20 protein-coding genes and 1 tRNA gene are annotated in these 26,760 nt (G+C 54.4%); 7 read left to right on the top strand and 14 right to left on the bottom strand.

What is annotated here, in order from left to right; genetic code table 11:
- Positions 1-11 precede the first annotated feature (11 nt).
- Positions 12-89 (top strand) — tRNA-Glu (locus tag OHL13_RS01515).
- Positions 90-450: 361 nt separating this feature from the next.
- Here the strand turns inward: OHL13_RS01515 and OHL13_RS01510 are convergent.
- Positions 451-837 (bottom strand): nuclear transport factor 2 family protein, encoded by a 387-nt coding sequence (locus OHL13_RS01510; RefSeq protein ID WP_263408345.1) that lies wholly within the window; start codon positions 835-837, stop codon positions 451-453.
- A gap of 50 nt (positions 838-887) precedes the next feature.
- Positions 888-1,307 (bottom strand): VOC family protein, encoded by a 420-nt coding sequence (locus OHL13_RS01505; protein WP_263408344.1) that lies wholly within the window; start codon positions 1,305-1,307, stop codon positions 888-890.
- A gap of 105 nt (positions 1,308-1,412) precedes the next feature.
- On the opposite strand from OHL13_RS01505, the gene gcvA reads away from it, so the two are divergent.
- A complete protein-coding gene (gene gcvA / locus OHL13_RS01500; RefSeq protein WP_263408343.1) occupies positions 1,413-2,303 on the top strand; it encodes a transcriptional regulator GcvA in 891 nt (296 codons plus the stop codon).
- A 165-nt stretch (positions 2,304-2,468) separates the two neighbouring features.
- On the opposite strand, the gene OHL13_RS01495 is transcribed toward gcvA, so the two are convergent.
- The 4 genes from OHL13_RS01495 to OHL13_RS01480 form a co-directional block, all read right to left on the bottom strand.
- Positions 2,469-2,933: a DUF1772 domain-containing protein gene (locus tag OHL13_RS01495; RefSeq protein WP_263408342.1), complete on the bottom strand. Its 465-nt coding sequence runs from the start codon at positions 2,931-2,933 to the stop codon at positions 2,469-2,471.
- A gap of 159 nt (positions 2,934-3,092) precedes the next feature.
- Positions 3,093-6,269, bottom strand: a complete 3,177-nt coding sequence (locus tag OHL13_RS01490) for an efflux RND transporter permease subunit (RefSeq protein ID WP_263408341.1) — start codon at positions 6,267-6,269, stop codon at positions 3,093-3,095.
- A complete protein-coding gene (locus OHL13_RS01485) occupies positions 6,266-7,354 on the bottom strand; it encodes an efflux RND transporter periplasmic adaptor subunit (RefSeq protein WP_263408340.1) in 1,089 nt (362 codons plus the stop codon). Before OHL13_RS01485 ends, OHL13_RS01490 begins: the two co-directional genes overlap by 4 nt.
- A gap of 33 nt (positions 7,355-7,387) precedes the next feature.
- Positions 7,388-8,851, bottom strand: a complete 1,464-nt coding sequence (locus tag OHL13_RS01480) for an efflux transporter outer membrane subunit (protein WP_263408339.1) — start codon at positions 8,849-8,851, stop codon at positions 7,388-7,390.
- A gap of 81 nt (positions 8,852-8,932) precedes the next feature.
- Here OHL13_RS01480 and OHL13_RS01475 point away from each other — a divergent pair, with 81 nt between their 5' ends.
- Positions 8,933-9,550, top strand: a complete 618-nt coding sequence (locus tag OHL13_RS01475) for a TetR/AcrR family transcriptional regulator (protein ID WP_263408338.1) — start codon at positions 8,933-8,935, stop codon at positions 9,548-9,550.
- Between the two features lie 233 nt (positions 9,551-9,783).
- Here the strand turns inward: OHL13_RS01475 and OHL13_RS01470 are convergent, their stop codons facing one another.
- A complete protein-coding gene (locus OHL13_RS01470; protein WP_263408337.1) occupies positions 9,784-10,668 on the bottom strand; it encodes an AraC family transcriptional regulator in 885 nt (294 codons plus the stop codon).
- Positions 10,669-10,827: 159 nt separating this feature from the next.
- Between OHL13_RS01470 and OHL13_RS01465 the strand changes: the two genes are divergently transcribed.
- Both OHL13_RS01465 and OHL13_RS01460 read left to right on the top strand, forming a co-directional pair.
- Positions 10,828-11,214, top strand: coding sequence for a limonene-1,2-epoxide hydrolase family protein (locus OHL13_RS01465; protein ID WP_263408336.1), 387 nt, complete (start codon positions 10,828-10,830; stop codon positions 11,212-11,214).
- Positions 11,215-11,522: 308 nt separating this feature from the next.
- Entirely contained in the window at positions 11,523-11,915 is a 393-nt protein-coding gene (locus OHL13_RS01460; RefSeq protein WP_263408335.1) for a limonene-1,2-epoxide hydrolase, read from the top strand.
- A gap of 166 nt (positions 11,916-12,081) precedes the next feature.
- Here the strand turns inward: OHL13_RS01460 and OHL13_RS01455 are convergent, their stop codons facing one another.
- The 7 genes from OHL13_RS01455 to OHL13_RS01425 all read right to left on the bottom strand — a co-directional run bounded on the left by OHL13_RS01455 (position 12,082) and on the right by OHL13_RS01425 (position 23,924).
- A complete protein-coding gene (locus OHL13_RS01455) occupies positions 12,082-12,918 on the bottom strand; it encodes a sugar phosphate isomerase/epimerase family protein (protein ID WP_263408334.1) in 837 nt (278 codons plus the stop codon).
- Positions 12,919-12,990: 72 nt separating this feature from the next.
- Positions 12,991-14,433, bottom strand: coding sequence for a glycoside hydrolase family 32 protein (locus tag OHL13_RS01450; RefSeq protein ID WP_263408333.1), 1,443 nt, complete (start codon positions 14,431-14,433; stop codon positions 12,991-12,993).
- Between the two features lie 155 nt (positions 14,434-14,588).
- Positions 14,589-15,728 (bottom strand): glycoside hydrolase family 172 protein, encoded by a 1,140-nt coding sequence (locus OHL13_RS01445; RefSeq protein ID WP_263408332.1) that lies wholly within the window; start codon positions 15,726-15,728, stop codon positions 14,589-14,591.
- A gap of 35 nt (positions 15,729-15,763) precedes the next feature.
- Positions 15,764-17,920 (bottom strand): GH32 C-terminal domain-containing protein, encoded by a 2,157-nt coding sequence (locus tag OHL13_RS01440; RefSeq protein WP_263408331.1) that lies wholly within the window; start codon positions 17,918-17,920, stop codon positions 15,764-15,766.
- A gap of 59 nt (positions 17,921-17,979) precedes the next feature.
- Positions 17,980-19,308 carry a sugar porter family MFS transporter gene (locus tag OHL13_RS01435; RefSeq protein WP_263408330.1) on the bottom strand — a complete coding sequence of 443 codons (1,329 nt, stop codon included), beginning with the start codon at positions 19,306-19,308 and terminating at the stop codon, positions 17,980-17,982.
- Positions 19,309-19,433: 125 nt separating this feature from the next.
- Positions 19,434-22,682, bottom strand: coding sequence for a TonB-dependent receptor (locus tag OHL13_RS01430; RefSeq protein ID WP_263408329.1), 3,249 nt, complete (start codon positions 22,680-22,682; stop codon positions 19,434-19,436).
- Between the two features lie 108 nt (positions 22,683-22,790).
- Positions 22,791-23,924, bottom strand: a complete 1,134-nt coding sequence (locus OHL13_RS01425; protein WP_263408328.1) for a GntR family transcriptional regulator — start codon at positions 23,922-23,924, stop codon at positions 22,791-22,793.
- 131 nt (positions 23,925-24,055) lie between these two features.
- On the opposite strand from OHL13_RS01425, the gene OHL13_RS01420 reads away from it, so the two are divergent.
- Positions 24,056-25,003, top strand: a complete 948-nt coding sequence (locus OHL13_RS01420; protein ID WP_263408327.1) for a PfkB family carbohydrate kinase — start codon at positions 24,056-24,058, stop codon at positions 25,001-25,003.
- Positions 25,000-26,538 (top strand): glycoside hydrolase family 32 protein, encoded by a 1,539-nt coding sequence (locus OHL13_RS01415; RefSeq protein ID WP_263408326.1) that lies wholly within the window; start codon positions 25,000-25,002, stop codon positions 26,536-26,538. The genes OHL13_RS01420 and OHL13_RS01415 overlap by 4 nt, the downstream gene beginning before the upstream one ends.
- Positions 26,539-26,760 lie beyond the last annotated feature (222 nt).

Raw genomic sequence — 26,760 nt, 5'->3', positions numbered from 1 at the left:
TGCCTACAAGCGTCCCCGTCGTCTAGCCCGGCCTAGGACACCGCCCTTTCACGGCGATAACACGGGTTCGAATCCCGTCGGGGACGCCAAATCAATCCAACAACTTACGAGTTTCGAACCGAAAAAACGTGGGTTCGAAAAGGATCGATAAGGATTGCCGCACTGCAAGGCCTTATTGGTTCTCTTCCGCGTCGCGTGAAGCGCCTCCCATAATCTGACTTACAACGCGATTATGGGCACTGCGTTTTACCTCCGTCACACTCTGCGTATACACATCCATCGTCACCTTGAAATTGGCATGGCGAAGTGTCTCCTGAAGGGAGTTGTCTATCATGGAGTGCCTCAGAAATGATTCCAGTCGTTTGTTAAAATCGCTCGTCCTCAGCAGCAAATCCTGTTTTGCCCGATATCGCCGCTGAGGACGACGACTGTACAAATCTCGTGTCGCTCTTATCCTTCGTACATGTGAAAGACTTTGGCGATGATTTGCCAGGTGCCGTCGAGCTTGATGAGGGTGTGAAAGTCCGTATAGTTCGCGCCGATGGCATCCTTCTCCATGTCGACACGTACCACTGCGGTAGTGGGCGTAATCGCGAGCACATCGAGCCGCGTCTTGATCGCCGGTGCGGCGCCGTTCTTCTCAACGAACTCATATAGATTCTTGATTGTGCCGCCGAGCAACTGGCCACTTGCGAAGCCGTACATCACAGCATCCCGATGAAAGGCTTCGGCTACACCGTCAGCTCTCCCTGCCTGCAATCCGGCGACGTACTTCGCAACAGTCGTGATCACATCTTCAAAGTCCCGCGTGGAAACCGTTTTGATATTCGTTGACATAAATAATTCCTCTCTCCGTCAGATGATCGATATCGATGGTTGACTGGAAATCATTTCGCGAAAAGTAACGACGGATCGCGGAAGGCCTTGAACTCCAATGCATTCCCGGATGGGTCCAGAAAAAACATCGTCGCCTGCTCCCCTACTTCGCCCGCAAAGCGGATATAGGGCTCGATGACAAACTTCACCTGAGCCGCGGTCAGCCGTTGTACGAGCGGGTCAAAATCGTCCCAATCCAGGACGACGCCGAAGTGAGGGACGGGAACCGCATGGCCGTCGACAGGGTTGGTGTGCGGCTTTGCTCCAGCCGGAGCCATGTGCGCCACGACTTGATGCCCATATAAATCGAAATCGATCCATGTATCGCTTGAACGGCCTTCAGGACATTGCATAATCTGACCGTAAAAATGACGCGTAGCTTCGAGGTCAGTCACCGGAAAAGCAAGGTGGAATGGATTCAGTTTTGTCATGAAGATCCTCAGATGAAATGAATAAGTCGCCGTCTACATGCCTATATTGCAGGGCAGGTGGGCGAATTTCAAACCACTTCTCCTCCTCTATAATGAGTAAAACTCATGAATACCGCAGATCGTAGGCTGCCGTCACTCAATGCAATTCGGTCGTTTGAAGCCGCCGCCCGACATCGCAGCTTTACACGCGCCGCAGAAGAACTGCACGTGACGCAGGGCGCAATCAGCAGAATGGTCGCCGCGCTCGAAGAGGAGATCGGAGTCAAGCTCTTCCACCGGAACGGCAGGCAACTTGAGCTGACCACCAATGGAAAGGATTACTACACACAGGTGGGTGAAGCACTCGATCGGATTGATCGAGCGACTCGTTCCATCAAGAACGATGATGCCGGCCGGACTCTCTCCATCGCGACACTGCCAACATTTGCCTTCCGCTGGCTCGTTCCGCGCCTCGCGGACTTTGAAAAGAAGTACCGCGGCATCACGGCAGATCTGACAACCGCAAATAGCTTTCACGATTTCAACTTCAATGCGGTTGATGTCGCCATCTGTTATGGCGCAGGGCAATGGCCGGGATGCGTGTCCACATTTCTCATGGCGGAGGAGATCGGCGTGTTCTGTTCCCCTTCGTACTTGCGTTCGCGAGGAGCCCTTCAAGGACCGCGCGACCTCTTACCGCTCCGCCGTCTTCAGCACACGACACGACCAGCAGCATGGAACGCATTCCTAAGCGAACACGGGATCAAAACCAATGTCGATTCCGACGGACCGGGGTTCGAACACATCTTCATGTTGCTGGAAGCTGCGGCCGCAGGAATGGGCCTGGCGCTGGTACCACGATTCCTCGCGCAGGACGATGTTGCGCAAGGCCGTCTGGTGCAGGCTATCCCGCAGACAATGCTGTCTCAGGATTCCTATTACTTAGTGCACGCGAAGAGCCATGGGGCGTTTCGTAAAGTGAAACTGTTCAAAGAGTGGCTTGCGAAGCAGGCCTAAGAATGCACAGCTTGCGGCAACGGTGAGTGACGCGCGGCTGTCCCTAAAGCCGTCAGTATGCACTGAAAGTAACGCTCGTGCAGGCAGGAAGATGAACGGCAACACGGGCCGCATGGAATCGTTTGGACATAATGGAGTGCTTCTGAACAGTGTGCGCAATCAATCTTAGAAATAGTTGGCAAATAGAAAAGAGAGAAACGCAGCCGTCAGCAAACAAAGCCGGGGAAGGTGACGTTTGGCCCAGTACGCGTAATCGCTGACCGCCTGCCTCGACGGTGCGTTCGCATCGAGGCGTGCAAGACGCGTGTTGAGTGGGAGCATCAAGGTCAATGTAAAGGCCGCCGCGGCAGCCCATAGGACGCAGCTTGCGATCAGGAATGGGAGACTTGGTTCGTGACGTCGAAGCACAGCGTTCGTAATGAAGAGCAAGAGACATAACACATTCCATGGAGGCAGAGGAGTTGCCAGTTTCGATGCCAGCAGATGGGCGGCTTTGATCCGGGCAGGTTCATCGAGCTTCAACAGAACCGGGTTGGTAAATGCGGTTAGGCAAACCTCAGAGCCGACCAGCAGGCCAACCGCAAAAATCGTGAATAGGTTTGAGAGAGACATCAACGTTAGTATTGGCATCGTTCGCTCCTTGAATGACTGCCTGTTCTGTCCGCGGGCATGATAGGCGAGACATTGGACCAGGTCTTTTGAAAACTCGTCGCAGCCTCGGATGTTTTTGCCTGGTCAGCACTGACTAGCGCCGACCAGACAGTTATTGGTGATCGTGCCTGCTCTCGGCTATGAACGAGCCAGCACTGCTTCTGTCTCATCGCCCGGAACTGCTGTCGGTCTTACACCAAACCAGATGGAATAGAGTGCAGGGAGGAACAGGAGAGTCAGCACAGTTCCGACGGCAGTTCCCCCAATCAGGGTGTATGCCATCGATCCCCAGAAGACGGAGAAGGTCAGAGGAATGAATGCCAACACAGCTGCAAGTGCCGTAAGGATTACGGGACGTGATCGCTGTACCGTCGCCTCCACGACCGCGTGATAGTTATCGAGCCCCTCTTCCTGATTTGTTTTGATCTGGCCGATCAGGATCAGGGTATTGCGCATCAGGATGCCGGCCAAGGCGATGAGTCCGAGGATCGCGTTGAACCCGAATGGTTGATGAAACAGAAGCAACGTTGGAACGGCACCAGCGAGACCCAAAGGTGCTGTGAGGACCACCATGAACATGCCGGAGAATGACCGAACCTGGAAGATAATCACGGTAAACATCAACACGATCATCAACGGAAAGACCTTCACCAGTGCCTTGTTCGCCTTTCCGGCCTCTTCTATATTGCCGCCGGTTTCGATCTTGTAGCCCTCGGGTAAACTTGCGATGATGGGCTGAATTGCCTTTTCAATCTCCGCAGAGACCTGAGGTGGTTGAAGGGATTCGTCGATGTCACTCTCTACCGTAATCGTCGGCAAGCGATCACGGCGTTTGAGGATCGGGTCTTCCGAGCGAACTTCGATGTGTCCGACCTGACTGAGTGGAATCACCTTGCCGGTGTGATTCATCAGGGTCATGTCGTTGAGCTTTGTGGGATCAAAGCGATCCGTTCCGGCACTTCGCGCGACTACATCTACGGTTCGAATGTCTTCACGGACCTGTGTCACTGGCGCGCCCGTCAGAAGGAATTGGATCTGTTCGGCGGCCTCCCGGGACGAAAGGCCGATCAGTTGCAGCCGCGCCTGGTCGAGCACAAAATGTACCGTAGGCGCACGTTCTCCCCAGTCCTGGTTCACTTGCCGCGTATGAGGATTTGCAAGCATTGCAGCCTGTACCTGCGTCGCAATCGCGCGGGCCTTATCGAGATTTGGACCTATGACACGAAACGCTACCGGCCATGGGGAGTAGGGGCCAAAGACAAGTTGCGAGGCGCGCACACGTGCTTCCGGCGCAAGGCCCCGCCCGACCTCTTCACGGAGCTTGAGCTTCAGATGATCCCGATCTTTCTCGCTGTCCGTCAGGATGATGATCTTGGCCAAATTGGGGTTCGGGAGTTCCGGGTTATACGAAAAGAAGAAGCGCGGAGCACCCGCCCCAATGTAGGCCGTAACGATCTTCGCTTCGGGCTGTAGGCGAAGCCAGTTCTCTATCTTTTTTGAGGTGGCGGTAGTGGCCTCGATGGCGGTGCCTTGCGGCAGGGTCGCCTCTACCAGCAGCTCTGGCCTATCGGATTGGGGGAAGAACTGTTGCTTGACAAGTCCCATTCCTGCAACCGAAAGAACGAAGATGCCAAGAACAATGCAAGCGACGAAGAACTTCCGGTGTACCGCCCATGCTATGAGTCGCCGGAGTTTCTGGTAGCCGGGTGTCGCATAGATCGCTTCATGTCCCCCAGGAAGAGCCTTGATCTCGGGCAGCATCTTCACGCCAAGATACGGCGTGAAGGTTACCGCCACGACCCATGAGGTGATCAGGGCAAAACCGACGATCCAGAAGATATTTCCTGCGTACTCGCCCGCACTCGATTCAGCGAAACCCACTGGCATAAGACCGATCACTGTAACCAGCGTGCCTGCCAGCATTGGAGCAGCGGTGTGACTCCATGCGTATCCGGCAGCCCGAACGCGATCCCACCCTTCCTCCATTTTGACCACCATGATCTCGATGGAGATGATCGCGTCATCCACCAGAAGACCAAGGCCCAGTATGAGAGCGCCGAGCGTGATGCGATCGAATACTCTTCCCGTTGCAAGCATGATGACGAAGACAGCCGCCAACGTAAGCGGTACGGCTGCTGCGACAACAATTCCTACACGCCAACCGAGACTGATGATGCTGACGATCATCACAACAGCAAGGGCAACAAAGAACTTCAGCATGAACTCATCCACGGCTTCGCGGATGTTCACCGCCTGGTCCGTCACTTTGGTATAGCTGATGCCCGCTGGTAGTTCTGCGGCTATCTTCTTCTGTTCGGCAAGCAGGGCTTTGCCGAGATCCAGGCCGTTCCAGCCCTCCTTCATCACGATGCTGAGAAGTAAGGCCGGTTCGCCGTTATGACGAACAAGAAAGGTCGCGGGATCTTCGTATCCGCGCTTCACGTCGGCAATATCAGAGAGCTTCAGGGTGCGCCCGCCCGCCACGACTGAGGTATCCCGGATCTTCTGTAGATCATCGAGCGCGCCATCCAGACGAATGAAGACCTGTTGAGCTTTCGTTTCGATAGAGCCAGATGGGGTGATCGCATTCTCGCGAGCGAGTGCATCGAAAACATCGCGGACACTGACTCCCAGAGTTGCCAGCCGTTCGTATGAGAACTCGACAAAGATCCGTTCTGGACGTTCTCCAACAATGTCGATCTTCTTCACCCCAGGCACCTGAAGAACCCGCTGCCGAAGAGTTTCTGCTTCGCGGGTAAGTTGGCGGGGAGGAAGGCCTGGAGCCTCGACCGAGTAGAGTGCGAATGTCACATCCGAGTATTCGTCATTGATAAAGGGGCCGAAGACACCTTGAGGTAATTTGTGTGCTTCGTCACCCAGCTTTTTCCGAGCCTGGTAAAACTCTTCCGGTACGTCCTTTGGGAGAGTGTTGTCCTTGAGAGTCACCATCATGAGCGCGAGGCCGGGGCGAGTGAAGGTCTCTACCCGGTCATAGTTGCGCAATTCCTGCATGCGCTTTTCCAGCGGCTCGGCAACGAGATCCTGCATTTCTTGCGCTGTCGCTCCGGGCCATACCGCTGAGACGGTAAACACCTTGATGGTGAAGCTAGGATCTTCGGCACGTCCCAATTTTAGGAAGGCGAAGACGCCAGCGGCGGCGATCATGACCAGCAGGAAGAGCGTGACTGCCTTCTCACGGACTGCGAGAGCCGACAGATTCAGAAACTGTCTTTCCGCGGACTTGCGAAACTCCGGTCCGGAAGGGCCGGTTTCCAGGGACTTCCGGAAGTTATCTTGGGCTTCGTGCTGGCTCATCGAACTCCTCCCTTTGTCTCTGGACGCACGTGTTCACCATCGTGAAGGAGGTGAACTCCAAGGGCCACGATCTGTTGTCCTGGGTGTACGTTTCCGCTGATGGTCGCCAGCTCTTCACCCAGTTGGCGAACTTGCACTAGCTGAAATGTGACAGTAGACGTAGCCGGATTGAGTATCCAGACGCCAGTCCCTTTCCCTTGATCGAGGATGGATGAGACCGGTACCTGCAACGAATCGGTGCCTACAGGACCAGAGAGGTGGACTGTGACGGTTGCGCCAAGAGGCGCGTTCGCGGCAGCGCCTTCGAGAACGTAGCGCGCTTCATAGGTACGGGTCTGCGGGTCAGCAGCATTGGAGAGTTGTCGCAGTCGCACTGGCACCATGGTCGCGCTGCCGTAGAGCGTGGCATATGCCCTCGATCCAAGCGCAGGCCTCAACGTCTCGGGCAGATTGACAGCGGCTTCTCTCGGGCCGGAGCGGGCGAGTTTCACAACCGTTTGCCCTGCCGCTACGACCTGCCCCGGTTCGGCTAAGGTCTCGATCACAACACCGTCCGCATCCGCAACAAGTTGTGAGTAGGCGTCCTCATCTCTCGCGACCAGCTCTTGTGCTTTAGCGGCAGCGAGGTCAGCTTGTGCCGCGTCCGATGCGGCCTTGATCTGATCATAGATAGAAGCCGAAACCGCGCCGCTCTTGACCAAGCCGCGATATCGGGCTTCATCGGCAGCAGCTTGAACAGCTTTCGCCTTTGCCGCAGTGACGGTCTCCGTTCGTGCCGTAATCGCGTGACCATAGTCTGTTCGATCGATCGTCAGGAGCGGTTGCCCCGCACGGACAAACTGTCCTGTATCGACCAGGCGTTTCGTGATCTTTCCAGGAATCCGGAAGCCCAGATCACTCTGGACACGCGCTGAGATCACGCCCGTGAATGCGCGACCTGCTACAGAGGACGAGCCTACCTCCACGATGCGAACCAGTTCCGGCTTCGTTCTTGGGTCTGCTTCCTGCTTTTGACTGCAACCGGCCACGCCGACGATGACGCCTGTGACGAGCAGCGCAGAATAATTGAAATTGATCTTCTTCATAGGTCGCACACCTTCTTATGTTTTGGATTTCGATTACTGAAGCCAGCCGCCGCCGAGAGCGCGATAAGAGCCTATGGCTGCACGCGCCGCACTCTCTCGTGCCACGGCCAAGTCGTCCTTGGCCGCAAGCAATTGACGATCGGCATCGAGTACGTCAGTTAGGCCGATGACACCGGCGGTGTAAGACTCTTCGGAGCGGTCGCGTACGCGCTGCAGCTCCTCGATTTCACGCAGGATTTCGTTGCGACGATTCTCTGACTGGACGAGGAGACTGAAGGCATCTTCCACATCCTCGGCCGCATGCAGGACAGAACTTCGATACTGGAGCAAGGCCCCGGCCTCAGCGCCGCGCGCTTGTTTCACTTCCGCGGCAACTCTGCCGAAATCGAAGAGTCTCCAACGCAGACCCACGACACCGGCAGGTTGAAATCCCTGCTGTTGGAAGAGGTGTGCGGGCGCGAGCGCTTGCGATCCAAGGACGCCCGACAGCGAAAGCTTTGGATAATATTCCGCGAGAGCTGCACCAATGCGAGCGTTCGACGCAGCCACCATTCGCTCGGCAGCGATGATGTCAGGTCTCCTGCGCAATAGATCCGTAGGCGTGCCGAAGTCGGAGATTGCAGGCACTTCGGGTATGTCGACCACCGGCGTCAGCTCGGCTGCGTACGTTCCGGGCTGGGCGCCCATAAGAACATCCAGCCGGTTCAGCTGTGCCTCCAGAGAGACTTTGATGAGCGGAACCGTCGCCTTGGCTTGCGATAACACAGCCTGGGCCTGGGCGAGTTCACGGTCGGAGGCGACGCCTGCGTCTCTGCGCTGCTGCACCAACTCGACGAGATGGGTGTCCGTCGAGATCTGCTCTTGGGCAAAGATTAGGCGTGCCTGCGCACCACGTACCTGTATGTAAGCATCAGCGGCTTCTGCGACAACGGTAATGCGGGTTCCTGTGTGAAGAGCCTCCGCCGCCTGGGCTTCGGCGGTCGCGGCTTCAGCGCCCTTCTTCAGACCGCCAAACAGATCCGCTTCCCAGCTTGCGCTGATTCCGAGATCGTAATAGTTCTGGCTGCGATCGTAGCCGGGCAGGTACCGACCGATGCGGCCGGTCATGCTTTCGGTGGACTGATAAATCGAAGTCGTCGAAGCACTGAGAGCTGCAGACGGCAGCCGTCGCGCTCCCGCCCCTCGGGCCGCCGCACGCGCCTGCTCGACCCGCGTCATGGCAACCGCGAGATCAAGATTCTGGTCCAGTGCCCGCATCACAACTCTGGTTAGAACGAGATCATGAAAGCCGGTCCACCACTGGTCGAGGGGCGCGGACGGCATGGAAGCAGTTCGTGCTTCGATGGACGGGGCGTTGTGAAACGGCTGCAAGTTCACCGTCGGGCGACGATATTTGGGCCCCACGGAACAGCCGGTGACGCTCGCGCTTAATGCAATAAGAAAGCTCATTTTTACAATGAACGTCCGCGCGGCGGGTGAGCCAGTTGAGGGCAACATAAGCATTCCTTACGTGAATAAAATAACGTACACGTATAATATGCTATACAGAAAGAGAAGGATTCAAAGGTTTCGAGGAAAATGACTCTGCCAAAGCGAAGAGAACGTTATCGCGCTGAACTGCGTGCCGAGACTCTGACGACGGCCCGAGAGCTCATTAAGAAGGAAGGCTATGAGGGGTTGACCATCCGCAAGCTCGCCAGTCGGATGGATTGTTCGCCGATGGCTCTCTACTCGTACTTCGCCGACAAGCAGGCTCTACTCATTGCTCTCGCACTGGAGGGCTTTGAAAAGGTGGCCAAACGATTCGATTCCACTACTGGTCGAGATCCGCTATCGGCTATCAGGAAGATACTGCTCGATTACATCGCGTATGCCGAGGAGAATCCTTTTGAGTACAGAATCCTGTTCATGTCGATTGAAACGCTTGGAGAGCTAGAGTTAACCCGAGAGGACTTGCAGGAGCGAAATCCAGCCTTTGGACCTCTCTTCAAGTTGGTAGAGGCGTGCATCAAGGCGGGTGTGCTTCAAGGGGACCCATTCGCCGTAACTACCGTGTTATGGACAGGCGCGCATGGGGCGGCGGCGCTGCTGATCACGGCAACGAAATTTCCGTTCGCCAGCCGTGAGTCATACGCAGAGGAGGTTGTCGATACCCTCCTCAGTGGCGTGCAAAACCGGGTAATCGCGCCGATCTGAATCATCACATAATTCTTGCAAGATCACATGAGTACGAATGTAGAGCTCCTAATCCCTCAAGACGATTGAAGACATCGAGGGCAGAGTCGCGCTCAAACCCCGGGGTGCGTACAGGTGATAAGAGAACACCACGTGTGTCGCTATGGCGTGAGGCTTTGGCATCACGAGCGAACGTCGTCGCGGCCATGGATCGGGGCTGAGGTCGCCGGTTCAAACGACAACACCAAGCGATCCTAACGGATTGATGCCCCCAAGCCTGCCTTCGCTCTCTCGGTATCCTGTCCCGGCGGCGCTCCGAAGAGACGCTTGTACTCACGGCTGAACTGCGATGCGCTTTCATAGCCGACTGCGAACCCTACTTCGGCTGCACTTGCCTGGTTTGCGATCATACGACGGCGGGCCTCATGGAGCCGGATATACTTCTGATACTGAAGCGGGCTGACGGCGGCGACGGCTTTAAAACGGTCGTAAAAAACGGATACGCTCATGCCCGCGAGTGCAGCGACGGCCTTGAAATTGAGGCGCTCGGTGTAGTGGTCGCGGATCCAAGCCATGGCCTTTCGGATGTGCATCAGGCGCGAGTCAGATCCGGCAATCTGACGGAGCAGGCCGCCATGCGGTCCCATCAGCAGCCGAAACATGAGTTCGTGCTCCAGGGACTGAGCCATGAACGGGATTTCGGCTGGCCGATCAAGTAGCTCCAGTAGTCTTCTCCAAGCGCCCAGGAGCGATTCGCTCGCGGTGCTAACGCCGTATCCCGACTCAATCCGCAGCTCTGGCATCGTGGCCATCTCAAGTACGAGATCCGACAGCAGAGCCGGGTCCAGAAACAGTCCGACTGCGACAAACGGTTGATCCTCTGACGCCTCACAGATCTGACCCAACGCAGCGATCTCAGCCGCAACAATCATGCTTTGGCCAGGGCCGTACTCAAACATCTTGTCGCCGATAAACATGCGCTGAGTTCCCTGAATCACCAGGGACACGGCAGGATCGTAGATCAGTGGGTCAACCTCGGTTGTATGGTCGAGGGTGTAAGCGATCAGTCTCGGCAGTTGAGGACTCTGACGACCTGCGTGGCGTACCGTCATCGCGCGGATTTTGTCGAGTTCGCTCATTGCGGCCAACCCAGGCTTCATTGCCTAGAATTATCAAGCAATCAGGAAAATCAGGCAATCGTGGCGGAAGATCCGGCATTGTGGCGAAACAGTTGAAAGCCTATCTTCAGGCTTATCAGGGAGGCCGCGACGGCTTCCAACATTCAGGAGGAAGCTGCTATGCCCACCCCAATCGAAACTGTTTCAGATTTCTGCGCGACGTTCTTTGAAGACGGCGGAAGGCCAGCCGTCCGTCGCTGGTTCACACCCAACACCCGTTGGGTTAACGAAGGTCTTGCGGTCACCAAGGGCGTCGAAGAGGCCATCGCCCTGATCGACGGACTTGGGGCGTCGATGGGCATCGCGACGGTTCGTATCGACATCCTCGCGATTGCCGCCGACGGATCTCGAGTTCTCACCGAGAGGCTTGACCGGTTCGAGCGTGCGGACGGCAGTGAAATCGGACGCGCGATGGTCATGGGCATCTTCGAGATCGAAGGCGACAAGATTATCGAGTGGAGGGACTACTTCGACGTCAACGCCGTACAGAAATTTGCCGCAGATTGAGGCGTTAACTCGCGAGCGATGCAATGGGCCGAGATGATTGTTTTGGCAGTCAGCAACGCGCTGCATTCAACTCTTGATGACAAGCCTAAGGCCACAATCGAAGATAAATCTTCACTCCCGTTGCTTCCAACAAACCTCGACACGCAGACCTTTCCGTTGAAGTCAATTTCATAGATTGAGAATTGGAGGCTGTTTAGATGAGGTCTGCGTTCGTTACCTTGTTCGCTGTAATGTTCTCCGCCGTTGCTTGGTGTCAGCCGCCCAAGACGTCTGTCAAGAAGCCATCCGTCAAGATCGAGGCCAGTAGAATGCCAACGCCAATTGAAATTGTCACCGCCTTCTCCGCTGCTTTCCCTGAGGACGGTGGCAAGATCGCTATCCGGCGCTATTTCACCTCCAAAACGGTTTGGGTTAATGAAGGTGTTTCGAGAACTACTGGCATTGAAGAAGCGATTGCGTTCTTAGAACGACCCAACAGGTCGCCGAGCATCGCGGCCGTCCATTTTGACATGCTTGCTATCGCCGCAGACGGAAATCGCGTGCTGACAGAACGGCTGGACCGTTTCTTACGCTCGGACGGAAGCGAAATCGCGGCAATCAAGGTAATGGGGATATTCGAGGTGGAAGGCGATCACATCGTGGCCTGGCGCGACTACGCCGATGTGAATGCCGGCAAGAAAATATCCGACGATAAACGCTAGCTCCTCGGAATCTTCGTCACCGTCTCAAAAGCGGCTTGCCTTCCTGCGCTTTTTAGGGCGAAAAGCAATGAGAGGCGGCAGGCGTGCTCGATCTAGCAATTGCGAACGCACCACCGGAGTCATCCTCCCCAGAATCCGATCTCCCATCCTGTGCAACAGTAGCCCACTACATCAATGCTTTAAGGAATCGCACTCCGCCTTTCGTGAGGTCTTCTGGTGAAACGTCGGTATATGCCCACAGTTTGCCAGGAGCACTCTTTTCTTTGGGACTGTAGCCAAAGCCCTCAATCATCAGATATCCGTCATATCCAATCTCTTTGAGGGAGAGGACGATATCCCCAAAGGGCACGTGCCCATATCCCAAAGGCCCTCGATCGTTTTCGCTGGCGTGGACATGTTTAAGATGAGATCCCAAAGATAAAATCGCTTTCGGGATACTTTGTTCTTCGATGTTGGCATGAAAGGTATCGATAGTAACTCCAATTCGAGGATTTCCGATCGACTCGCACAACTGTTTCGTGTCGGCGGCGGTCCGCAGAAAGAAGGTTTCTGAGCGGTTCACCGGTTCGATCGAGAGAGTCATATCAGTCTTATCAAGAGTGCTTTCAAGGGACTGGAACGCTTCAACAGCCCACGACCATTCGTCCTTCGTTGGGCGATGTTCAGGCAAATATCCGATAGGAGCGAAAAGTGGACCACCTAATACTTTGCTGCCCATCGCTGCCGAGGCTTCAACGCATCGAATCAGATGTTCAATGGCCCGTCGTCTTTGCTCCTGGTGGGGACTGATGGGATTGACTGTTTTGGGCAGAATGGCGCAGACAGTGCACTCCAGGTCATGGGCTTCAAACGCATCTCTGATCTTCTTGATCGGCAATGCATCCGGCTCGAACATTGGAACTTCGACACCGTCTATGCCCAAGGATTTGATCCACGGCAACAGATCGAGATGTTTGCGTTCTAAACACGATGTCCATGCGAACGCGCTGATGCCAATCTTCATGCAATATCTCCTAGTAAACTATCCATTTCCACTGCTGGCTCCTCTAAATACTGTGTCATTTCCTGACTGCATTTAGGCGATTGAAGTGGTAAGGCGGTCTTGCGATATGGGCATCATGTTAGCCACAGTAAGACCTCTGAATGCCTCCACATCCCCCAGGCATACAGCCCTTATCTCAGGCGACTGTCCTGCATCGAAGTAGTTTCGCACCGTCAATACCTGGCTGGAGTCGATAAATACTTCCATAATCGATCCATCGATCCAGATACGAATATTTGATACCTTTTCTCGATTCGGATGAAGAGGAACAGTCTTGTCTCCGATCATGATCGAGTCCGGCGGCGCATGATTTGAGGCATAAGACAGAGCCAACATAGGCTTGCTATCGCTCGTCGGCCCGATTCGCAGTTCCAGCCCACAGGAACGATCACCCACCTTGAACGAACAAGACACCTCTCCCGAGCGATTGCGGATGATCGCCTTCGCCAACCGATTATTGAGTTCATTCAGGTTTTTTGCGTGTGTAATTGCAACGGTATCTTCGCGAAGTTTCGCGAGTTCGGAAGCTACCTCCATCTGGAGTTCATTTCCGGAACTGATGGTCAGCACCCGTGGCAATGACATGGCACCCGCCCATCCCGCAGCTTTAATCTCTTCCTGCGATCGGGTTTCCTGTATCCAACCGAACAAAATGCGCCTGCCTCCTCCGTCCACCATGCTCTTGGGTGCATAGAAGGCGCCATGGTCGAGCTTTCCTTTCGATTCGCTATGGAAGCGCAGCTCCTGGCGATCGAATGTACCAACTTCCCACCGAGTCTCGTTCTCAGTGGAGTAGAGCAGGACATGCTTTTTACCAAGAGCGAAGAAGTCAGGGCATTCCCACATCTCTCCGCTTGGGACAGGATTACTGAAAATCTTTCCATTCCACTTTCCCTGTGCGAGCGGATGCAGGTACTCCCAGTGTCGAGCATCTTTTGAGCGATAAAGCAGGACTGCGCCTCCTTCATGTTCGAATCCTGAGCCAACCCCCACATACCAGATATCGCCTTCTTTCCATGAGAAAGGATCACGAAACCCCGTAATTTTCTTTCCGGTAGGGGGCGCCTCAATGATTGGTTTGTCCAGTTGCTGCCATGTTCGCAACTCAGGATCATTTGAAGTAGCGACGCATTGAACCTCCTTGAGTCCTTCGTTACGAATTGTCTCTTGCTCCCTCGGTACCTTCGTCACGCCGGTATAGATGATGCTTGCGGCGTCATCGTCCGGCAAAACACTTCCGGTAAAGGTTCCATATGAGTCATAGGAGTTCTCCGTAGGGGAGAGTGCAATCGGCAGATGTCGCCAGTGAACGAGGTCTGAACTGATGGCGTGATGCCATCCGCGACCGCCAAAATTTCCATGGAAAAAGGCGTGGTGCTGGCCGCGATAAAAGCGCGGGGCGCAGGGATCGCCGAGGGACCCAGCTTGCGGCAAAAGATGATACTGCGGGCGCAAGGGATCATGAGCGAGTCTCATTCTGAGTTCTTCGTCAGGTGTAGCTAACGCTGCCTTAAACGTCTGACTCAATCCTCGATGAGTTGCTAAATGTAAGGAACTCATCGTAGATGAAACTAAGAAAGCACGTCGGTCCATATGGTTCCTTTCCCAAATGTGTTTCTGAATTCTGGGTCTTAGTTCGGAAGATCACGATCCAGCATCTCCTGGCGATAGAAGGGGCGGGGCAACCGCTCTTTCAGCGGTGGAAGCGGGTCTAACGTCTGGTGGCCTTTCTGGTACCAGAAGGTAACGCTCGTATAGAGGTCGCGCCGATCGTTAGCGTGCCCGTGTTCGATGCCTGCGATGATCGACTTCGAGAAATAGATGGGATCTTCAAGAAAGAAACGGTACATCACATGCGCGCCACTCCAGTCCCGATTGCCTTTGGACGAATATCCCACGAAGGGATAGTTGAATTCGTCGGCAAACTGCCACGCACTTCCAAAGGCGTCTTCTATACCAGTACCGTTGATCGTTGATGGAGACGTGGCTCCATCGATGAAGAACATATCGTCTCCTTCACCCCACCAGCCAGAGGAAAGTCCCTGAATGGCAAGGATGACTCCCACAAGCTGTCCCTGCCCTTTGGCATGCATAAACAGATAGTTATTCTTGCCGTCGAGATTGACGCCATTGCTCTCCGAAAGCGGAACGGCACGAGTAATCTCGCTCCGCCATTGAGCATGGAAGCGGCCTTGTTTTGAGGTAGGATTTGTGTCCGCATAGCTCTGATAATCGATCTGGTAATAGAAGCTGGGCACGTCAGTTACACCCTGGTTCGTCACCGTGATGCGTGCTCCTTTGGAGAAGGGCATCTCGAAGTACGAACTCAGAGCGCGTCCACGCACCGTCAAAGGCATCGATTGCCAGGATTGATATCGCTGTCCAGTATGTCCTCCGGGGATAGCTTCGTACTCAAACCCCGTGCCGAAGAAGTCACCGATCGGCACCTCCACGCTGGGTTCTGAGTCTCCATCCCAATACATTCGCAGCACGAGCTCTCGAAGATGAAACTCACTTGGTGAATTGATGGTGATCCAGATGTGGCGAATCGAGCCAGCACCGGCGATGTCAGCGAGTGCTGCTGTTTCTCCAGCTTTGATTCGAATGGCGTCAGCATTGCCTCCACTCTTGTCGAAACTTGAAGCGCGATGAGATGTGACGCTGTTTCTTAAGTCGGCGATATGCGCCAACGGTCCTGATTCCTGTGCATTCATATGCATGCCAGAGATAGAGAAAAGCATGATACTGAAATATTGTCGAAGCTTCTTCATAATTTGGTCCTTTGATAGGCGATGTCGGGACTCCGTCACACCCTTAGGACGCTTACCCGCAAACTGGTGAGGTAGGCCTCCCCTCCCTCGCAGCATGCGGTGATGCCCACACTTTCCGGCAGAACAGGATAGGCACGCGTTGCGAAACAGCTCCGCTTGTCGATGAAGACCTCGATTACCGACTGATCGACAAAGAGCTCCAAGTCGAGCTTGCCGGACACGCGAGGTGCATAAGATACCTCTTGGCGATCTCGCCTTGTGTGCGTATCCAAACTGGATTTGGTTCGATCGAGCGTCAATTGAGAGCTGCGCCAGTCGTATCGTAGAAGGGTCTCTTCCTGCCTGTCGGGTGAACGGCGCAAGGCGATTGTTATGGAATCCGAAGCACCTCGTTCGACTTGAGCCTTGAGGTGGACACATGTACCTGTGCCGTCGAGGAGTGTCCAATTCTGCCCTAGTGGCCGCTTCTGTTCTGAAGAAGCGAGAAGCGCGAATCTATTTGCCAACTCCTCTATCGGCTGTTGTTGCAGCCGCACTTCAGGGCTGAGCGTCAGTTCTCGCGGCAGGCCATAGAGATGAGCCCACCCAGCCTGCCATGCTTCTATAGGAGCCCGGCTATCCGGAACGATTCCGATTGTGATCGCTCTCCCCTTTTCGTCGATGTACGGCGTTGGGCTAAGGAAGTGATTGAAGAGATCGAGCCTTTGGGGTTCTTTCGAGAGCACGTGAAACTCGTCATGCTCCCATGTTCCTACCCAATAGGACGCACGCCCCGGAACTTCACACACAATGAGGACGTGGCGATCGCCGATCTTGACGAACACCGGCATCTCCCAGAAGACACCCGAGTTCGCTTTGTCGCCAATAAGGAGAGGTTTGAGATAGGTCCACGACGTCAGGTTTTGTGAACGATAGAGCAGGGCAGTTCCGCCGACATCCGTAATACCGGAGCCGATAATCATGCGATACTCCGCCCCCTCTTTCCAGATGAACGGATCGCGAAATTCCTTCGCATTGACGCCAGAGGGTGGCGCCTCGATGATTGGATTGCCAGCGTACTTTGTGAAGTGGACCCCGTCCTCGCTTGATGCCATGCAGATGCTGGCTCGTTTACCATCGCCTCCGGTGTAGATAAGTACGATCTTTCCGTTATCAACCAACGCGCTGCCCGACCAGCAGCCTTCCGAGTCCGGTCCGGGCGAGGGGATCAAGGCCATTGGCTGTTCGGTCCACTGCAGGAGGTCGGGACTGGTCATATGTCCCCAGTGGATGTGTCCCCAGTACGGGCCGTTTGCATTCTTCTGATAGAAGAGATGATATTGGCCTCGAAAATGAACTAGGCCATGGGGCTCATTCGTCCACGCTCGTGGAGGCATCGCATGGTATTGCGGCCGCTGTGGATCATTGGAAAACCACGAGCCGTCCGGCGAAAGTGAGGCTATGGACGGCTGAAATTCCTGGCTCAGCGCATTGATATCCCGATCCGCAATGGCTGTATCGTACACGCGTACCTCACGTAGCAGACCATTCAATACACTCGTCGGGAAGACCTTTGCGACGATCTCTCCTGCGACCGCTCGTCCTAGAAAAACGGTCGAAATATCTCCCAGAGTAGCGATAGGTGTTCTTCCCGGAGATCGGGAGACTTTCTTGCCGTCGAGGAATAGCGTGATTGTGCCGTCATGCGCGAGAGTCGCTGCTGCGTGATGCCAGTTTCCGAGTGAAATCGAATGTTCAGTTCGGCATTCAAACTTTTGACCCTCGACTTCAATCGAAAACAGGAGGAAGCCCAACCGGTCAATGGCAAGACGAACGATCGAAGATTCCTTGTTCCATTCGATGATCGAAGCTGTGTTTACAGGGAACGACTCAAGAGCCATCCAAGCGCTGACTGTGACTTCCCGCCGAAGCCTTACTGGAGCATCGAGTCGATGTTCTACCCAGACCGAATATCCATCGAGCCGTGGAATCTCGGTGTCCCCATTCTTTATCCATTCCAACCGTCCCGTTCCATCCACAATAGTCGCCTGAGATCCCGTTGTGCTCTCACGGCCAGCGGCTTTCGGATCATTCAAGGGCCAGTACAGAACCGGCTGAGAAGTAATCGCGGCCCAACCAAGACGAGGAATCAAGAGCCCGCACGAAGCGATCACGAAGCTTCTTCGAGTGACATTAAAGATTGACGACTGCATGCATCCCCCATGTTTCGATTCAACAGCTCTGCCCTCGGGCTGAGTTGGTAAGTTGCAGTTCAGCTGATACCCAGCTTTGCCTGGATCTGTTCGAGCGACTTTCCTTTCGTCTCCGGGAAGAAGAGGAGAACGAGTACGAACTGGATTGCCATCATGGCTGCAAAGAAGGCGAACGGCGCCGCCTTCGAATGTGCAGCAATCATCGGGAACAGCGCGGCGATGACTGCATTCATAATCCAGTGAGAAGATGACCCTACGCCTTGTCCTTTGGAGCGAACGCGATTGGGGAAGATCTCGCTGATGTATACCCAAACAACTGATCCCTGGGAGATCGCAAAGAAAAAGATGAAGGCGATGAGAAGCCAAAGCAAAGATGATGACGCCTGCCCCGTATGGAACTTGTATGCCACACCACCCAAAGCTGCGGCAGTGCCAACGGATCCGATCAACAACAACGTCTTACGGCCAACCTTATCAATGACAGACATGGCGAGACTCGTAGCGAGCAGATTCATAAGGCCGATGATGACTGCCTGTACATTGCTGGAGACCTGACTGAATCCCGCTGCGGCGAAGATATCGTTGAGGTAATAGAGGATGGCATTGATGCCGGAGAGTTGATTGAAGGCGCCGAGCGTGATGGCGAGAAGCAGGGGCAAAAGGTAGCGTCGTTGGAACACCGATTCGTGCTTTGCCTGGCGATCGGAATGTATAGAAGCGACAATCTCGTTCAGCTCTTCTTCAGCAGAGGGAGAGCCGAGCATTTGGAGCACCTGACGTGCTTCGTCGACTCGATTCTGCGTTACCAACCACCGTGAGCTGCTGGGAACAGTAAAGAGGAAGATTCCGAACAGCAGTGCGGGAACAGCCGCTACAGCAAACTCCCATCGCCATTCCGCTACGCCAAGGTGAAGCCCGGAGATAATGTAATTAGAGAAATATGCGAGAAGAATTCCCAAGACTACGTTGAACTGGAACATCCCGACGAGCCTTCCACGCAGCTTCGCAGGAGCCAACTCCGCGATGTATACCGGCCCGAGGACGGATGATCCGCCTACCCCAATGCCACCTATGAATCGGAAGAGTAAGAGCGAGGGCCAGCTCCAAGCCAAGCCGCAACCAAGTGCAGAGACGACATAGAGAGCTGCCATAATTCGCAGTGCCTTACGAGATCCAATTCGATCCCCAAGAACGCCGGATGTCATTGCACCGAGGACTGTCCCCCATAGCGCGATCGAAACAGTGAGACCAAGCTGCGCAGGCGTGAGATGAAAAGTCTGAGTAAGTGCTTGGGTCGTGCCTGCGATTACCGCTGTGTCAAAACCAAAGAGCAGACCACCAAGAGCTCCAACGAGAGAGCTCTTCAGAATATAGAAATTCAACTTCATCGTGGGACGATCCTCCCGGTCTATGCCGTGGTTGCTCCGATACCAGGTGCAAGATGTTCAAAATAAGAAATGGATATGCCGGGTCGTTGGAAGGATTCAACGACCCGGCGAGGAGATGTGGCAGATCAGAAATTGAGCTTCGCTGCGACCTGGATGGTACGAGCTTGGAAAGCTCCAGTTGCTCTGCCGAAGGTCCCACTATCTATATTGGTGTCGAAGTTACTCAGATTGACGCGGTTGAACAGATTGAAGAAGTCGCCTCGAATCTGCCAGCGCCCGCTTTCACCGAATAGGAACGGCGTGGAGAAGGATTTGGCGAGGCTTCCATCTACTTGGGCGAAGCCGGGGCCTCTGGCCGTATTTCGTCCAGCATTCCCGTTCGTTCCTGCCGTGGGTGCCGAGAACGTAATACCTGAAAAGGCAGAGCCATTCAGATAGTCACTACGACTCAACCCCGTCTTGACTTTGCCAGAAGCATTGGGACTGTCATAGAAGTAGCCATCGCCGTTGTAGTCCTGGGCGCTGGAGTAGATCGTCGATGGCAGCCCGGACTGAAGGATACCTAGGCCGGAGATCTGCCATCCGCCTAGAACACTGCGCATAAGATGCGAACTGCCCGTCACTGGAATCTCCCAAACGGTGTTGAACGCAAATTTTTGCGGAAGATCTTGTGAAGAACGGCCACGTTGAGCAGCAAGGTTCCATGCGTCAAAGACAGCGGCATTCTCTGCCCCCTTGTTCGCGCCGGGCGCCGCACTCATCAAGTCGATCGTCTTGCTGAAGTCGTAAGACGCAGAGAGATTCAACCCATGACTGAAGTTCTTCTTTACAGCAACGGCCAACCCATTGAAGGAGGAGACGTTGCTGTTATCCGCGTAGTTGATTGATGCGAAGTATGGATTCAACCGGGTCAGGGTGCCCCCGTGCAACTGCTTGTCGCCGGCAAAACGATTCCGGTCAAAAATCGAATACAAATGGCGCCCATTCGCACCCGAGTAGTCCACCTCAAGCACGATTCCACCTGCGATGCTACGTTGTATTCCGAGGAACCAGTTCTCTGAATATGCCTGTTTCAGGCTTTGATCCGTACCGCCAATCCCAGCCAGGGCATTTGCGGGACCGCCACGAGGATTGAGCCCTGGCGTGACCGATGGTGTTGAACAGTTGTACGGATAGGTCGCGCTCGCACAAAGAGCGAAGACGGGCTGCGGGCCGCTAGAGTTATCTACATTTGCGTTGATGTTGGCAAGCAACGGTGGATTGCTGCGATTTACATCACTCCAGATGAAGTTGCCGCTGCGGTTGAAGAAGATACCGAAGCCACCTCGAACGGAAGTCTTCCCATCGCCGAACAGATCCCATGCAAAGGCAAGACGAGGAGCGAAGTACGCGATCCGATTGTCTGAATAAACACGCGACGAGGGAGTAACGTATCCGCTGGTTATTTGCTGCTGAAGATTACTTCCACTATTGAAGCGAAGCACTGCAAGCTGATTATGCGCTTCTGTTGGGTTCGTGTTGAAATCCCAGCGCAGTCCGTAGCTCAAGGAAAAATTCGGTCTGATCTTCCACTGATCCTGAGCGTAAACGCCGAACGTCGCCGAACGGTAGTAGCGGTTGTTGTTGCCAATCCCGCCGGTCTGAGGATTAACGGTGTAGCCCTCATCGTGTGGGCTGCTGTCGGCGAAACGGACAGGGTTCAGGAAGTTAATCGAGGGTCTAATCCCGATGTCTGTCAGGGTACTATTGTCTTGATCTCGATAGAACTCTATCCCTGCGCGGATATTGTGGGTTCCGCGGTTCATGATAACGGAATCCCGAACGACAAAATCGTTGCCCACGCCCACGACCGGCGCAAATCCGGCTCCGAATCCTGCCAGGCTCGTGACGCCAATGATGGGAACCTGGCATTGAGGGCACGGCACCTTGAAGTAAGACCTCGTACCACCGACGGCGAACTCGTTCAGCATACTAGGCGAGAAAGTATGGGTGTAGTTAAAGTTTCCGTAGTCGATCGCTTCAGGAATCACTCTACCGAAAGCCGAGCGCGTGTTGTTCTCTCCCTGGGTATAGGGGCTTCGATAGAAGCTGCCATAAAAACGATCCTTAGCGAAATCCTGATCGATGCGGATGCTCAACTGCTGACCATTGTGAGCGAGGGTATACGAGTTGATCGCCTCTCCGACGATTTGAAGATTGCAGGGCAAGCCCGAAGTCGTTGTTCCCGCACAACCCGGAACGAAATTGCTCACAGGCTGCTGTGTTCCTGCGATGACGGGTCCTACAGTGCTCGGGTAGGCTGTCAGAATTTGGGTCGCAAGGCTGTTCGGCCGATTCTGCTTCATGTACTGCAGGAAAGCCGGAGTCTCGACGTTGACAAGGTTTGCGTTGGCATTGGTTGAGAGAAGCTTGTCGATGGTGAAAAAGAAGAAGGTATGGTTCTTCCAGATCGGACCACCGATCGAACCGCCAAATTCATTGCGACGGAATACCGGCAACAACCTTCCCGTGGGATCCGGAGTATTTTGAAAATGTGTCCTGGCGGTCATCGCGTTATCTGAGTGGTACTCGAATAGCGATCCATGAAACTTATTCTCACCGGAACGAGTGTTGATCTCCGTCACAACACCATTGCCGCGGCCATACTGCGCGGAGTAATTGTTCACTGAGACGCTCATCTCGCCGACCGAATCCGGGTTAGGAACCAGGCGTGCACCGCCGCCAGAAACGTTATCGAGATTTGAGGTCCCGTCAATGAAGTAGACATTTCCGGAGTTCGGCGCGCCATTGGCCGTCATGCCGACGAAGGTGTCGATATTGAAGATGTCAGCATTGGTACCAGTAAGCCCCTGCCCCTGCACCCCCGGCGTCATGGCAGCAGCTTGCAGTACGTTTCGTCCTTGTAACGGAAGTTCCTGAACACTCCGCTGGTCAATAGTGTTCGATATCGTTGGATCAGCGAGTTGAACCAAAGGCGCCGCGCCTTCGACAGTGATCGTTTCGGTTGATCCCCCAATTTCCATCGTGATGGGAACGGTTTGGACTCGCATCGGCTCCAGAACGAACGGCGCCGAGCTGGTGATCTTGAATCCTTCCTTCGTAATTGTTACGACGTAGGTGCTCGGTGCTAACGACGCGAAGTTGTAATATCCCTGATCATTCGTTCTGAAGTGTTGCTCTACCCCGGTCCGGGTGTCCTTCAACGCCACATCTGCACCGGGAACGACCGCCCCCGTAGAGTCTTTTACTGACCCATCGATTGAACTGTTGAACTGAGCGTGAGCTGAGCGAACTCCCATCCCGAGCACGATTGTGAATACGATCCAGGAGAGAAAACGGAGGGAACTTCTTTTCCCTTGATACATGACAGCCATACAAGCCTCCACACACTGCGACGAAAGGAAGTTTTAGGCTGCTACCTATACAGTTGTCAATCATTCTGACTATAGAAAACACTTAAACCTGTCTAGTCAAGTTTCGGGTCATGGATTTTCTTTCCTGCCGCATGAGCGTCGGACAACGAGGTGCCCATTCAGCCGTATCGATCGGGGAGGCAAATGAGGGTTGCTGATGCGTTCCAGCATCGCCGACATACCTGCTGCTCCTATGTCCGCACAGGGCTGGTGGAACGTAGTTAGTGGAATGGGCAGCAAACTGGCGTACTTCACATCATCAACTCCTGCAATTCGTATGTCCTCCGGGATTCTGAGGCCAAGCGAAAGGATGGTTTGCATGAGATTGGCCGCAGTGTGATCGTTGGCACACATGACCGCGTCTGCCTTGCTTTTGCGAAGTGCCATCTCCACGAATGTCTTATCCCCCGCTTCTCCCCTTAGCAGGAGGTCCGGGGCAGGCGATAGGTCATGAGTGTGCAGAGCTTCGCGATATCCTGCAATGCGGGAGTCCACAGTCTCTGCAGAGTGCTCCCTGGCGAAAAACGCTATACGTGTGGCTCCCTGCCGAATCAGGTGGTCGGTCACGATATATCCGGCGCGGCGATTATCCAGCCCCACAAGATCGTAGCTGCTGCGCTCCGGATACGGGACCACATCCCGATCAAGCAAAATCACCGGGATGTGGGCCTTATCCAACGCTCGTAGGATCCGGCTATTCACATCTTCACGGCTGGTGAATTCGACTGGAGCAAAAAAAATACCGGCGACTCCCTGTTCGATGAAGCTCCGGCAAAGATGTTCTGCTTCTTCTTCCTTGTGGGCCGTAGACAAAGCATGCCCCCACGCGAGCGAATGGCCCTTCACCGAGGGTGATCGCATCATTCCACGGCAGATCGGCTCGAAAATCTCTGTCTGGCCGAGATCAGGAATAAGCAACCCGAAGGACAATCCTTCAGTCGCGGCTTGACCGGCAGCATAGGTCCCCGACCCGGCTCGACGGACAAGAAGGCCATCCTGCTGGAGCTGTTGGATGGCCTTGACGACTGTCATTCGGCTCACACTGAACCTGCGGACTAATTCCGCCTCGCTCGGCAGCCGGGCTCCGGGACGGTATCGACCCGATGCGATATCTCTTCTCAGGCTCTCCACGATCGAAAGGTACTTGGATCGTTTTGGGGTTTCGGCTTTTTCAGTCTTGATATCACTCATCCGCTCGGTCATACAGCATTACCATCCTCGGCGTCGGTACGCTTAGTCAAGAAGGCCACCTCATTGTGTGATCAATACTAGACAAGTAAGCCATGACTTGCATATACATTTAGGGGACTTCTATAAGTGCAAACGGAGCGAAAATGCGGATACTCAGTATCGGCGAGATATTGTGGGATGTTTTCCCGGACAGGGAGCTTCTTGGAGGCGCTCCTCTGAATTTTTCAGCGAATGCTGCCCGGCTGGGGAACTGGGTCGCATTGATCAGTGCTGTTGGTGACGACGATCGGGGCCGACGCGCCAGGGAAGGCGCCGGGACCCTCGGCGTGGATACAAGATTTCTTCAAACGGTTACTGGCCAGCCGACTGGCGTGGCGCGAGTGACAACGAGCCCGGAAGGAGAACCCCGATTTGAGATTCCAAGGCCCGCCGCGTTCGACGCCTTCAATCTGTCATCAGAAGCACTTTTGTCTCTGAAGACCCTTGAACCCGACTGGTTATATTTCGGAACGTTGTTTCAGACAGATGCCCAAGTGGAACAGATGACACGCAGCCTCGTGGAATCCTTGCATGGCACACGTTGTTTTTACGATCTGAATCTTCGACCCGGAAGTTGGAACCTGCCCTTGGTGGAACGGCTTTGCCGATTGGCTTCGATCGTGAAGCTCAATGAATCTGAGGCGCAGACACTCGCGACGCTTACCGGGGTGGATCCAAATTCGTTTTCATTGGAGAACTTCTGCGCCGACTGGGCTTCTCGCTACAAAATCGAAAGCATTTGCGTCACGCTTGGAGCGGCAGGTTGTCTTGTGTATGAAAACGAAACCGCACTAACCGTTCCGGGGTTTCCTACTTCAGTCGAAGACACGGTGGGCGCAGGGGATGCATTTGCCGCCGCCTTCCTTCATGGCTATCACGCAAAATGGCCACTTTTGCGTACAGCACGATTTGCCAACGCACTGGGGTCGATCGTCGCCAGCCGACCCGGTGCCACGCCGAAATGGTCAATAGACGAATGCCTCCAACTCGCATCGATCTCACCCGAAACAGCCAGCGTGGCGAACGGCAAAATTGAAGGAGCTCATGTATGACGCGATCCCTTTCCGGAAATCTCGTACGATCTGTCCTCGTGATCGCACTCGCCTTCTTTGCACGGAATGGTAGGACGCAAACATCAGGATACGACCAGCCCTATCGACCGCAGGTCCACTTTTCGCCCAGCGAACACTGGACGAACGATCCCAATGGCCTTGTGTTCTTTCGTGGCGAGTATCACCTCTTCTTTCAGTACAACCCATTCGGCGATGAGTGGGGACATATGAGTTGGGGACACGCGATCAGCAAGGACATGCTGCACTGGAAGGAACTTCCCGTAGCCATTCCGGAGAAGGATGGCGTGATGATATTCACCGGCAGCATCGTGATAGACCTGCACAATACAAGCGGTCTATGCGCTCCCAAGAGCGAATGTATGGTCGCCATCTACACAGGTTCCGGCGACACACCTCAGGGTCCGCGCCAGACACAGAATATCGCCTACAGTCACGACAATGGCCGTACCTGGATCGCCTATGACCGGAATCCAGTGCTTGACCTGCACCTGGCTGACTTTCGCGACCCGAGTGTTTTCTGGGATGACAAGCAACAACAATGGGTCATGGCTGTATCCCTACCGAAGGAACACATCGTCCGTTTTTATTCCTCACCAAACTTGAAGGAATGGACGCAACTCAGTGACTTCGGACCGGCGGGAGACGTTGCTGGCGATTGGGAATGTCCTGATCTTCTTCACGTTCCCGACAGCAATGGAAAAGATGGCGGCGTCTGGGCGCTTAAAGTAGGGCTCAATCCAGGCGCTCCTCAAGGTGGTTCGGGAGAACAATATTTCCTCGGCAGCTTTGATGGCAAACGCTTTGCTCAATCGAACGAGCCCGGTTCCCACGGGTGGACGAACTACGGGAAGGACGATTACTGCGCTATCAGCTTCAACCATCTTCCCAAGAATCAGAATCCAGTACTGCTTGGCTGGATGAGTAACTGGCAGTATGCGGCGAAATTGCCAACTTCTCCGTGGCGTGGTCAGATGAGCCTGCCACGACGGCTTTCGCTCGTGCGGGATGAGACAGGACTGGCGCTCAAGCAGGAGCCTATCGTTACTGCTCTCCGTTCGACCAGCATCCCTATTTCTGCAGCATTCGGCTCGAACAAGGAAATCGATAATATCCATAAGCAGATAACGCCGTATGAACTGGAACTGGAGTTTGGAGTGAATTCAGGCTCGGTCTCTGGGCTTCGGATTTATTCTGACGACCAACATTGGACTGAGGTAGGCTTTGATACCCAGCATGCGGAATTTTACGTTGATCGCTCGAACTCAGGCCTAGCGGTCATGGCCGATTTCCCAACTAGAACCACAGCCCCGCTTGTCGCAGGTCGGCCTTATGATCTAAGGCTGATAGTGGATCGCTCTTCCGTAGAGGCTTATGCACAAAACGGAACGATTGCTATGACCAATCTCATCTATCCTCCGTCTCAAACTAACAAAATTAAATTCTTTCAAAGCGACGGTAAGTCTGTGATGGTGAAGGGCAGGCTCTGGAAACTTCACTCAATTTGGAACAGATAGGCATTAGCAATTCATTATTCCGAAGACGTTTTCAAAGCCTAAATGCGTTTGGCAGGGGGATTTTATAGGTGTATGTGACTTCAGACTGTAGAGTCGGCCGCATTGGCGCAGGTTCTCTTCCTGGTTCGGTCCACTTGATGATTGAGTCAACTTCTTTTGTGCCATAGCAGAAGCCTGCACTTTCGCCGAGCGCTACCTGAGTTGTTTGCAGGTATTGCTTGC

Source organism: Terriglobus tenax (genome assembly GCF_025685395.1).
GTDB lineage: Bacteria > Acidobacteriota > Terriglobia > Terriglobales > Acidobacteriaceae > Terriglobus > Terriglobus tenax.
Note: the sequence above shows the minus strand (reverse complement) of the source record. Positions and strands in the feature narration are given on the sequence as shown.